Raw genomic sequence first — 12,516 nt, forward strand, 5'->3', positions numbered from 1 at the left:
TTCAGATATCCTCAGTAAATGGTTTTTCTTCTTTTGTTCTTCTCATTGATAATTTTTCGGCAAGTGTTGCAAATACAACATAGAGTCCGGGAATTATAATTACACCGAAAACAGTTCCGAATAGCATACCGCCTGCTGCTGCCGAACCAATAGTTTTATTCCCCACCGCGCCTGCACCGCTTGCAAACATCAACGGGATTAACCCTGAAATGAATGCGAATGACGTCATAAGAATAGGTCGTAACCTCACTGTTGCACCTTCAATGGCTGCTTGTAATGGCGTTGATCCTTCCCTGTGTCTCATGGAAGCGAACTCAACTATAAGGATAGCATTCTTGCCCAATAGACCAATGAGCATGATCATTGCTACTTGCGCGTAAATGTTATTTTCCAATCCCATCATTAAAAGAAACAGAAATGCACCGAACACCCCTGTTGGCAGGGATAAGATAACAGGGAGCGGTAAAAGAAAACTTTCGTATTGCGCAGATAATAATAAATACACAAATAATAAACAAATCAAAAAGATATATACTGCCTCATTCCCCGCTTGAACTTCATCTCTTGTTATACCCGCCCAATCAATGTCATATCCTTTAGGCAATTTAGTTTTTGCAACTTCCTGTATGGCTTTAATAGTGCTTCCGCTGCTGTAACCTTCGTTCGCTTCTCCGTTCAATTCGGCAGAGGGGTACATATTATAACGCGTAATCTGATCCACCCCATATACACGTTCAATGCTAATGAATGCAGATAAAGGAACCAGTTCATCCTTGTCGTTCTTAACTGTTAGCTTTAAAATGTCATCAGGTTTTGCTCTGTATTGCGGCAAAGCCTGTACCATCACTTTATACATTTGCCCGAAGCGGATAAAGTTGGTAGCATATTCACTGCCTAACATAGTTTGTAAAGTACCCATTGCATTATTAACAGTAACGCCTTTTTTAGCGGCCATATCGTTATCAAAATGCAGCATATACTGTGGGTAACTGGCATCAAAAATTGTAAAGGCACTCGCTATTTCAGGACGGGATTTTAAGTCGACAATAAATTGCTTAACGGCTGCTTCCATTTGTTTAAAATCGCCACTGCCTGTTTTATCCAATAATCGTAACTCAAAACCGCTTGCGTTGCCATATCCGAGAACGGCCGGAGGAGGAAAGAATTCAATTTTAGCATCTTTAATATGATTTGTTTTTTCTCCTAACAGTGCGATAATATCATCTACCGATTCTTTTCTGTCATCCCAACTTTTCAGGTTAATTAAACAAGTGCCGTAAGTTGCTCCTGTACCATCTGATAAAATGTTTGTTCCGGCCAACGAGGATGCCGATTCAATTACATCTATTGATTCGCATATTTTTTGTACTTCGTTTACTACTGCTTTTGTTCGTTCAAGAGTAGCGCCCGATGGAGTGGTTATACTTGCGTAAAATGTACCCTGATCTTCGTTCGGAATAAACCCCGATGATAAAAACCTGCCCAAAAATCTCGTTCCAACACAAAAGAATAACAGGATGGAGAATGTAATTAGCCTGCGGTTAGCAATTACAGCAAGCATCTTTTGGTACTTACCCGAAAGATTGCCATACCAATTGTTAAATCCATTAAAAAACGCTGTAAGCCATGTTGTTTTTTTATGTTCAACATGAGGATTTTTTAGCAGCAATGCGCAAAGTGCAGGGGTGAGTGTTAGCGCCACAAGGCCTGAAAGCACAATAGAAACAGCCATTGTTAAAGAAAACTGACGGTAAAATATTCCTGATGGGCCTGACATAAATGCTACAGGAACAAATACTGCCGACATTACAAGTGTAATTGCAATGATCGCTCCGCTGATTTCTTTCATTGCCTGTTCTGTTGCTTTTCGTGCCCCGATGTTTGATTTTTCCATTTTAGCGTGGACAGCTTCTATCACCACAATGGCATTATCTACCACAATGCCAATTGCAAGCACAAGCGCAAAGAGTGTAATCAGGTTTAAAGAAAACCCCATTAGTTGCATGAAAAATAAAGTTCCTATAAGTGAAACAGGAACAGCAATGGCAGGGATTATTGTTGAGCGAAGATCCTGCAGAAAAACAAACACCACTAATGAAACCAATATGAATGCTTCAACTAACGTTCTAACAACCTCCTGAACAGATGCATCAAGGAAACGAGACACGTCATAACTCACCTCATAATCCATTCCTTTAAAGAAAGTAGATTCTTTAATTTCCTCCAGACGTTTTTTGATCCTACTGATCACCTGGCTCGCATTAGAGCCCGGCAATTGTTTCAGCATCACAGATGCGGCAGGTTTACCATTTAATTTAGCTTCCACATCAAAATAAATAGTACCAAATTCAACGTCTGCGATGTCCCTAATCCGCAATATTTCACCCCTATCATTAGCACGAATGGGAACATTTTCATATTGTTCTTTTGTGTTAAATTTTCCGGTGTATTTAATTGCATACTGTAAAGATTGTGCTTCTTTATCAGTGCTTTCACCTACTTTTCCCGGAGCCGCTTCAATATTTTGTTCTTTTAGTGCTTCAAGAACGTCCCCTGTAGAAACATTATACGCCAACATTTTGTCCGGTTTTAGCCAAACGCGCATAGCGTATTCTTTTGCACCCAAAATATCAGCATAACCAACGCCATCAATACGCTTTAATTCCGCTAAAATATTTATGTCCGTAAAATTGTACAGAAATTTTTCCTGTAAGGCTGTATCGGAACTATAGATGTTGAGATACATCAACATTGCGTTTTCTTCTTTGGCAATTTTTACTCCATTTCGGATCACCTCCGCAGGTAATTCTCCCATCACTGCTGCAACTCTGTTTTGCACATTCACCGCAGCTACATCCGGATTTGTACCTACTTCAAAAATTACCTGAACGACCCCAACTCCATCATTCCCTGCATCAGACGACATGTATTTCATACCCGGCACACCGTTAATGGCCCGTTCCAAAGGAACAATTGCCGCTTTGGTTACGGTTTCTGCGTTGGCTCCTGTATATTCGATAGTAACATTTACTTCGGGTGGTGCAATGCCTGGAAATTGCGCCATTGGTAATTGTGTTAACGCTAATAGTCCCAATAGTGCAATGAGTAATGATATTACAATTGATAAAACAGGCCTATGAATAAATCTTGAAAACATATTTCATTATTTTAATGATCTGAAAGCGCTTGCTCAATAGAGACAGGTGAAGAAATTATTTTATCACCTTCTTTTACCCGCTGCACACCTTCATAAATAATTTTATCCGTTGACAATAAGCCCGATGCAACAACATACAAATACGGTAAGCGTAATTTTGGAAAAAAGGTCTTTATCTCTATTTCATTCTTGCTGTTTACTATATACACACATGTTTTCTCCTGAACTTCAAAAGTTGATTTTTGGGGAACCAGCATTGCATTTTTTAATTCGTTCTTTACCTGAATTTTCCCACTTGATCCGTGCTTCAAAACAAGATTGGGATTAGGGAATCGCGCCCTGAATGCAATGTTACCGGTTGCTTTGTCAAACTCTCCATCAACAGTTTCAATAGTACCTTTGTATTTATGAACCTGGTTATTTGCTAATACTAATGTGACTTCATTCTTGTTGGCGGAATCTTTCATTGTAGTAAAATCCAAATACTCTTTTTCTGAAACATTGAAGTATGCAAATACCTGTTTGTTATCAGAGATAGAAGTCAGTAGTGATCCTTCATCAATAAGACTGCCTGTTTTATTCGGTATTCTATTAATGATCCCGTCAAAGGGGGCTTTTATTTGGGCATATGAAAGCTTTAAAGCAGCCAGCGCTTCATTGGCTTTTGCTTCCTCCAATTTTGATTGCGCTAATTCCAATTCTGTTTTAGAGATAACATTTTTGTCAACCAAAGTTTTTGCACTTTGCACTTCTACCTCAGCCGCTTTTCTTAAGGCTTTGGCTTTCAGCAAATCGCTTTCATATTCTTTCGGACTGATGCTGAAAAGAAATTGTCCTGCTTTTACAGGTTTACCTTCATCAACATAGATTGCTTCTATGTAGCCCCTGATTCTCGCTCTTATTTCCACATTTTGTAATGAGTGGATGTCTGCAACATATTCACGGACATAAACAGTGTCCATAATGATTGGGGACATAACCTGAAAGGTTTCGTTTCCCTTTGCTTCTTCCTTGCCTGATATAGAGCAAGCCGTAACAAATACCTGCAGCGCAATACCGGAACTAATAATTAATTTTTTCATACACTAAATCAATATTGAATAATAAATCAATGATTAAACGTGAAACTTAACCGGCTGAGTAATGAAAACTGGCTTTCACTAAAATAAATATGTGATTTCGAAATCCGGCTTATGAAAAAAACTCAGCTGCTCAAACAAAACGTTGGCAATGAGGTCAGGCTTGAGGTGGCGGAGTGGAGATCTCCGGGAGTTGAGAATTCAGAAAAGTGTCGAAGTAGAAAGGGAACAGGACAGGAAATTTTATTAAGGCCTGATCCTGCGGAATAATTTCAATTTTATGCGAGAAAAAATCTACTTTTTTTTCAAACTCGCAACCGTTGTCATTATCCTGATCATCTGATTCAGGTATGGCGTTAACAATCAGCAAAACATCCTCTAAAATAAGTTCTGTAATGCTTTCGATATCATTAACGCTAAGATCTTCCGGTATACTGTCAGGTGCTGCATCCGGCGCATCAATGCTTAAATTGAAAATATGCAAAGCCATTACAACACATAAAAATCTGGAAAATATATGTTTTCTGAAAATTGTCATATTGAATTCAAATGTACAAAATGAAAAACAAAGACCCAAAGTAATTATCGCAGGGTGTTTAACAAATTCGCACCTGTATTTAATGTTTGTTTCGAGAAGCTCAACGTACATTAAGATACCCTTATCGCATGAGATACATTTTACCGAATCCCCTCGTAAAAAACGCATCAGCTCCGCTGGCGCGCTTTTCGATTGAAGCGCCGTTGAGGCGGGTTTGCACATGGTACAGGTAAATACCATTTCCCAACTGGTCGCCAAACTCATCTTTCCCGTCCCAGGCGTACTCTGTGATATTACGGCCAATATGAATAGGGCCCAATTGATCCCTTGTAATTTCACGGACCACTTTACCCGTAACAGTCATTATCTGAACTTTAAGATTATCAGGGATCTCAGTACCTGTTAATGTGAATACAAAACGGGTTGCAGTAGAAAAAGGATTGGGGTAATTCATCAACTCTGTAATGGTTGATTTTGTTATAACCTCGAAACGGGTTTTATAATCAAGGCTGCCTGAAAGATTACCGGAACGATCTTTGGCCTGCACCGTCAACTCATAAATGCCATCTTCGGCAAATGATGGCGTATAATTAATTTTGCAACTGTTATTTGGTAATACTGCCGGTGTAAAAGTGAGTTGCGACCCAAAAGCTACAGGCTCTGTCGCAGAAGAAGAAGGCTTTTTAATAAATACCGCAAAATCATCCGGACTGTTGAGCGCGAGGAATTTATTCTCATCTTTCAGTTTCACTAAAATGGACGGCTTGGCCGAAACAATATCCCTGTCAAGAATATGAATACCATCAAATGTTACATCCAGTAAGGGGTTGATATGATCCGAACTGACCGTAAAACCCAAACTCATAATATTATTAAAATGATATTGCTCCAACTGCGACTTTGGTTTCCCAACCGGGTTCACCTCTACCCATAAATTATTATAACCGGCAAACCCTTCTGTATTCACCGTTATTGTATCATACATAATTTCACCGGCAACAAATGGTTTTTTCTTCATTCTGTCGGGATTGGTATGCATCACCCCCTTATTATCCTCCACCCAGGATGTGATGAGTATACTGTCAACAAAATCATATTCGCTTATATTCTGAACCGGATATGTGAGTTTAACATTATCACCTTCCTGCACTGTGTCATTATAAAAAGTGAGGCCGCCTGCCGCTAATGGATTAATAGCCGCTTCGGGTACAGGAGTATATATCACCTGCCAACGCACCAACTGAGGCGGATCATGAAGTGAATCGTCTTTCATGTATGCCACCAGTTTTATATACGGATACGTTGACGCGTTTAAATAAGGTTTAAGATTCACTTCCGCCGAGTCGGTTACAAACCCGTTCACGATGACAGTTTCCGTGCCATCGCTTTTAATGCCTATAACACGTAATCGTATACTATCCGCACTGGCGGATGTTTCCAGCTTTTGTTGGCGCCAGAACAAAGAATCCCAGCTTAGAGCAGGACCAATGATCTCCGAAGCAACATACCCTTCGTCCCAGTTGGTTGTAAAAGAAGTATCGAGTTGTACCTGTTGCTTGAAATAAGTACCAATGCTTTCCTTTGCAGTACCTATAGCGCCTCCTTTAACTCCAAAAATAATATAGGGCATGGAGTCGTTAATGGTCCTGATCTTCGAGCTGCCGATCTTTTCAAAAGTAGTATAAAGCGCGGAGTCTCTTCCACTCTTAAATAAACGCGCGTCCTGGGTATAACACATCACGTAATGACCTGTTGGTACAGAATCAACGAAATTTTTTATACGCTGCAGCCATGTTGCATCGTAATTATGATACACAAAAACATTCATGGGCCGTGTGGTTGGCATTAAACAGTGGTAATTATAATATTGCCCCAGGTTCTCACCGTTTCCGTCCGTGAGGGTTTTCGCAGCGTCGTATTGGCTCTGCTCAGGAATACCGGTCACAGGACTGATCCTGGCAAAACTATAATTTGAACCTCCGCAGCCGGCTTTCATCAATACATCCGTATTGATCCAGAATTGAGGATAATCATAACTTGAACGATCGGTCTGACTATAATTCCAGTAATTCATAGTTTGTACATGTATACTTTTTATATCGTTCACAAAATCGAACCTGCGCTGGGGCTTATTGTATTGCACATACTGATAACCATCGTTCTTGAACTGAAAAAAATGAGCCTGTCCCCAACCGCGCTTACCGTTAATATATTGGAACGAACTTTCGCGCCAGTTGAAAGGATTCAAAGGGGAAGTGCTGTCGGCACTTACACGCCAGTAATACACAGTGCTGTCAGTTAATGTTACAGGGGGTGTCCATTCCACAACACCACCTGCACTTGTAATAGTACTTGTACTCATAACCGGGCTATTGAATGCATCTGTAGTATCGATCTGAAATTTGTAGCTGATCGCGCCGGCAAATACATTGGCGGTTGATGCCTTTAATCGAACCGTATTGTTCGGGATGATGGCATAGTTGTAAGGGTAAACCGGGATGATCACATTTCCACGTATCAACAATTCAGCATCCGGCAAGGTCACATTATTGAGTTCCGACATTTCGGTTATTGAGCCCATGAAATCGAGTGTCACTTTAAATTTGTTAAGGCCCACCCCATTCACAAAATCAACAGGCATTTTAATACTTAAAGTATCCCTGAATTTAGGCGCGAGTGTATCAATGAGGTATGTTTGCATTTTTCCATTCGGGAAAGTCCTGACAATTTCAATCACATAATTCCTGTTTATCGCACGCCCTAAATTGCTGTGCGCTACACTTACAATAAACGTATCGGTCTTGTATGTTGTATTAAATGAAACATCGCTTGTAGTGATATTATAATCAGGCAGCCTGGGAGAATTGATGATCACAGCAGGGTCACCATGCAGGGTCATTTCGAGGTAACCTGCTTTACGGGTTATATCACTTACCGCGCCACCTTCGATCGATTTTATAGCCGCCTTGATGCATTTTCCAATGGGGCTGCCATACTCATCCATACCTATTTTTTTATTTATTGCCGTGGAGTATTCCTGCAATACATTTGAGAGCCCCAGCGAGCCTGCTGCTAAAAATCCGATTGCGCCTTTATCCTGGGTTAAAATAAATTGTTCGCTGTTCGTACTGTTTTCAAGTGTCGCATAATCCTTATGAATATCACCCGCATAACAACCGTTCGATAATAAAAACGGATAACGGGGTTTATTATCATAACTCGAAGGTTTATCAATACCGATATCCCAGCTCTGACCTGAAGAATGTCCGAAAAATGTCATTAACGAAACGCCTTTGTTGATGCGGTCTTTCAACTCAGCCGATGTATTGATGGAGATGGGGTCGGATGACACTTTTGAATACGTTTTTACATGCCCACCGAAAAGTGTATCCTCAATAATTTTCTTATAACTATCAAGAAAATACCTGAACGTTTGATTCTGATATACATCGTCACCGCCTGCAAAATGAAGCACCTCTTTCATCCAATCAGCCGGGGCATTACTTTCATAGTCTCTTACTTTATCCAGGTATATTTTTACATCAGCCGGTGTTCTTGCAGCAAGGCGACCTGTGGCAATAGCGGGTTCAAGATAAGTTCCGTTTAAACCGGATGTGAACATTATGTCAACACTTGGATTACCAAAGGTTGGGACAAGGCAGGCAGAATAATTCGTACCGCCCTTCCTGCAATCCTTCGCATTTATTGATTTACCAATAAGAAACAAAAACTGCGGCTTTGTCGGAAAGCTGTCCAATGTATAATCGGCAAAACCCCTTACCGCCAATGGGTGTTTATTAATTCCATACGCGAACTGGTCATACAGCTCATCAATATCAGTTACGATAACATTATGGCTGCCTCCGGCAATTGAAGAACGATAATTTTTGTAATTGCTTACTTCGGTCATTAAGCTACGGTGTGTTACGATCAGGTAAGCCGAATCGGCTGCCTGCGCTTTGTAGTTGGTAAATGTGCCCGATACATTCACAGGGTTTAATGAAGCGACAGTTTTAACCTGCGCATCGGAAGTGATGAAACATTTTTTTTGTCCCCCATTCGGCACCAACGCCTTGAAAGCATTTGCAACAGAGCCATTCTTAACAACCTTTATCCGCCTGCCATTAGTGAGGTCAAACAAACGTACCGTATCATTGGCTCCGGCGGTTGTGAAATTGCTGATATTCAAAAATGATTTCGACAGGACTGTATGATCCGGAACATACATAGTAAAATTCGCGGCACCTTCAAGGTCATACGTATGCGGGTAACTCAATTTAATGTATGAAAGCGCAATGGTGCCCGGCGATTGAGCGGAGACATCCGTTAGTGTAGACAACACAAAATTGGTGGTTGACGATCCCAATTGTGCAGGTGTAAATGTATAGTTGAACGGAAATGATTTATACCCGTAAAATTTCTGGTCGGTTAAGAGCGTCAAACTGCCTGAGCCGACATATTCAATTGTAAGGTGATGGTCGTTCCCCATACTGCCATCCTGCGATTCGCCAGAAAGCACGAGCCTGCTTTGCGCAGAAGGCCCGGCCAAATAAACATTTTTAGTGGGGACCGGTACCGTTAATACACCCGGCGTATTACTGCTTTTGTTTATCCCGAATCCGCTGAAATAGCCTTCGGCTTTAGTGTATTGTGGATCGGTAATGCCCAAGCCCGATTGGGCCGTTTCACCATCATAATAATTGCCTAACGGCACAACAGCCACATCATTTATAAAATAATCGGCCGGCGTATATGCGCTGAATGTAGTATCCGTCTCCGACACAAATCGCTTATTGGCCGTTGAATTATTCCAGGTAAGAAAATATGCGGCAGTATCATTAAACAGGCTGTAATACGGATTTGGCAGGTATGATATCCCGAAGTAAAGTGAAGAGTCGAATTTGGCATCGTTGTGCTGCGCGTAAAATTCTATGTAGTCGCCGCTGTCAAACGAACCGTTAGCTTCTCCCTCCACATAAATAAATTGTTCGACACCTTTGTTGAATACCTGCAAATTTTGAGGATTGACAGAACCGACAGGAACTCCCGCAGCCGCACAGGCTGAAGCGAATGTTGCAGCGTTAATGCGATAAACGCCATCGCTGGCTACTTTTACTTTAAAATATTTCTGATTGTAATTGATCCACTCATTTCCGTATGGCTGTGCCAGGATCACCGTGGATGATGTAAAAAGCAATAGGAATAATAAATATTTAGTAACCTTTAACATCCCAAATTAATTTGAGCCTACTCAAAATATTCGTGTGCAATGAAATTAGTTTCTTAATGTACTCGCCACTTCAACATAAATTCACGAATTTTAATCTTTCTCAGCTAAAAATTATACACTTACTTTTCTTCCTTGATGAAGAAAAGTAACAAAAGAAATCAAGACAAAACGATTGCTTACACACAGGCTACACGGCATCGCGTTTTGTCGTGGCCGGCGCGCAGGTAAACAATATAATTTCGTAATCATTTGTAATCCAATTTTGTTGAGGTCACCCTTTCGGTAGACCCTAATTGCGGACTGGGGATAATAAAACATTCAACCAAAATAATCTCTAATAAATTCTTAATCCTAAATCACTTATGCGCGTGTTTATTTATACCGAGCTTAAGCGAAAAAACATTTGAATATAAACCAACCGCTTCACCAATATTTGTAAGCGCGTAATCAAGGGTAAGCGCTTTTATTTTCACCCCAACACCAATATTGGGCTGAAGCGTATGAACAGTGCTTCCTGTTATATCAGTAATGGTTTGAAAATTACCAATACCCGTTCTTAGAAAAATAAAATCTTTAAACCCGGCCTCAATTCCTATGCAGGGATCTATACTTGCAAAATTGCTTTTAATCAATGTATTTCGTTTTCTGTCAAAAGTCGTTATCAGATCAAGTTCCGCCATCAGTGAAAACTTTTCTTTAAATGTGAATTTCCGCGCGCCGCCTAAGTGGAGTCCCGGCTTTGTAACTTCTACGGAATTTTCGGGTATTTTGTTACCTGTTTGCTGAAAAACAGCTATTGTTTGCGGGTCAAGGCTATAGCTCCAGGCGTTGAAGGTGGACGTAACGTCACGGATCATAGCGGCCAGGTGCCATTTTTTATAATCGTACTGTGCCCCGGCATCAAGCCCAAAGCCCCAGGCACCCCCAAAATCACCCACAGTGCGGCGAATGATTTTCGCGCTTCCACCCAGGCGAAGCCCCGGTATTTTAAGCTGTTTGGCATACGAGAATATAAAGGCGTAATCGGCTGCGGAAAAGGTGGATATCCTGTCGTAATCAAGATACCCGTTGGCATCAATAAGCTGGGTGGTATTGGGGATATCATCCACCGCAACGCGGATAATGTTTAAAGAAGCTACGCTGGAACTGTCAATGCGTGCTGCAATAGCGCCATAATCGTACTTGGCTATGCCGGCGAAATACTCATTGTGCATTAAAGATACCTCGAGGTTACTTTTTAAATGAAGCAAGCCAGCCGGGTTCCAATACCCTGAACTCGCATCACTTACAGTGGCGATAGAGGCATTCCCCATGCCAAGCGCGCGGGCACCCACCCCAATCCTTAAAAACTCGTTGCTGTACTTCACCTGTGCATACAAGGTGTTACTTAACGCAACAAAAGCAATAGCCTGCAGAATTTGCTTACAATTTCGCATACCGTATAAAGTTAAAAATAAAGTTTGATTTTCAAGAGTCTACTGATGCTGTTTGGTTTAAAATGCATGGAATCAGCATAGCTGAATCTAATCAGGTTATTTCACACATCCTTCACCCAACCTGCTAAAATTCAGTAAACGGCTCTTTACCGCAAATATTGCAGCAAATGCTCCGCAAACTTTTGTGAGAAAATATGAGCTCCTGTATTGTTGAGGTGACGGGGATTAACAAAATATTCCTTTTTGAAACACATTTCATCGGTGGTATAATCTAAAAACGGAATATCGTGTTCGTTCGCCAGTTTTTTAAGCAGGCTTATGGATGCCGCCCTATCTGTAATGGATTCGGAAACCTTGTAATAAAGCGGAGAAACGACCAGTACCGGCCATATATTATTTTGCTTGCAAACTGCAATGATATCGTTTATGTTTTTGCATACCTCGGCGTCAATGGTGTAATCAATTAGCGGATATGTATCTCTATCCGGGTCTTCCACGCGTTTTTGCTCGGGGATAAATCCTTTTGCGTACTTTTTGTCATCGTCAGTCTTTTCATCCATCCAGCCGCGAAGCGAAGCAGCCAGGTAATAATCATTTATATAAGGTAAACTGTAAAAAGATATCCATTTAAACCAACAGAAACGGGGATCCTGCTTTTTCAAATGTTCGTACAATACATTATTGCCGAGATAAGGAAAATACTTCGGAAAGTGATGAATGGTATCCGAGCCCTCGTTGGGTAAATGAATATCTATATTAAGCACAAGTATTTTTGGTGCTGCACTATGAACAAGGTACGAACGCAGTATAGTTAAGTTAAGTTCCTGCATGGCACCGCTTTGCCCTGCATTAAAGCAATCCAGACCGCTAACTGAATTTATAACAGCTGGCAAAAAATGTGACTCAGCCCGGGATGAACCGATTATCAACGCGTCGTAAAAATTTTGTTTTATGAATATAGTATTGAGTTTTCCGAATTCGCCCGAGCTGCTTTTGCGCAAACCCACATAAATAAGTTCGCGCGCCACGTAGGAAAGGCAGATAGCAAGTAACAGGTATATAAATACTTTCTTCAA

General features: G+C 40.9%; 6 protein-coding genes. All 6 read right to left on the minus strand.

What is annotated here, in order from left to right; translation table 11 throughout:
• Position 1: 1 nt before the first annotated feature.
• The 6 genes from HYU69_06145 to HYU69_06170 all read right to left on the minus strand — a co-directional run bounded on the left by HYU69_06145 (position 2) and on the right by HYU69_06170 (position 12,516).
• Positions 2–3,157 carry an efflux RND transporter permease subunit gene (locus HYU69_06145; GenBank protein MBI2269926.1) on the minus strand — a complete coding sequence of 1,052 codons (3,156 nt, stop codon included), beginning with the start codon at positions 3,155–3,157 and terminating at the stop codon, positions 2–4.
• Positions 3,158–3,168: 11 nt separating this feature from the next.
• The gene (locus HYU69_06150) at positions 3,169–4,239 is read right to left on the minus strand and encodes an efflux RND transporter periplasmic adaptor subunit (protein ID MBI2269927.1); all 1,071 of its coding nucleotides are present in this window, start codon (positions 4,237–4,239) and stop codon (positions 3,169–3,171) included.
• 154 nt (positions 4,240–4,393) lie between these two features.
• Complete coding sequence (locus HYU69_06155) at positions 4,394–4,726, minus strand: hypothetical protein (protein ID MBI2269928.1); 333 nt, start codon at positions 4,724–4,726, stop codon at positions 4,394–4,396.
• A 169-nt stretch (positions 4,727–4,895) separates the two neighbouring features.
• Positions 4,896–10,004 carry a hypothetical protein gene (locus tag HYU69_06160; GenBank protein ID MBI2269929.1) on the minus strand — a complete coding sequence of 1,703 codons (5,109 nt, stop codon included), beginning with the start codon at positions 10,002–10,004 and terminating at the stop codon, positions 4,896–4,898.
• 356 nt (positions 10,005–10,360) lie between these two features.
• Complete coding sequence (locus tag HYU69_06165; GenBank protein MBI2269930.1) at positions 10,361–11,440, minus strand: PorV/PorQ family protein; 1,080 nt, start codon at positions 11,438–11,440, stop codon at positions 10,361–10,363.
• A 146-nt stretch (positions 11,441–11,586) separates the two neighbouring features.
• Positions 11,587–12,516 carry a hypothetical protein gene (locus HYU69_06170; GenBank protein ID MBI2269931.1) on the minus strand — a complete coding sequence of 310 codons (930 nt, stop codon included), beginning with the start codon at positions 12,514–12,516 and terminating at the stop codon, positions 11,587–11,589.

The organism is Bacteroidota bacterium, from assembly GCA_016183775.1.
Lineage (GTDB): Bacteria > Bacteroidota > Bacteroidia > JABDFU01 > JABDFU01 > JABDFU01.

What these genes read in the sequence shown, in the direction of transcription:
- HYU69_06155 (MBI2269928.1), bottom strand. Translation starts at nt 4,726, where the DNA reads ATGGCTTTGCATATTTTCAATTTAAGCATTGATGCGCCGGATGCAGCA.
- HYU69_06165 (MBI2269930.1), bottom strand. Translation starts at nt 11,440, where the DNA reads ATGCGAAATTGTAAGCAAATTCTGCAGGCTATTGCTTTTGTTGCGTTA.
- HYU69_06150 (MBI2269927.1), bottom strand. Translation starts at nt 4,239, where the DNA reads ATGAAAAAATTAATTATTAGTTCCGGTATTGCGCTGCAGGTATTTGTT.
- HYU69_06160 (MBI2269929.1), bottom strand. Translation starts at nt 10,004, where the DNA reads ATGTTAAAGGTTACTAAATATTTATTATTCCTATTGCTTTTTACATCA.
- HYU69_06145 (MBI2269926.1), bottom strand. Translation starts at nt 3,157, where the DNA reads ATGTTTTCAAGATTTATTCATAGGCCTGTTTTATCAATTGTAATATCA.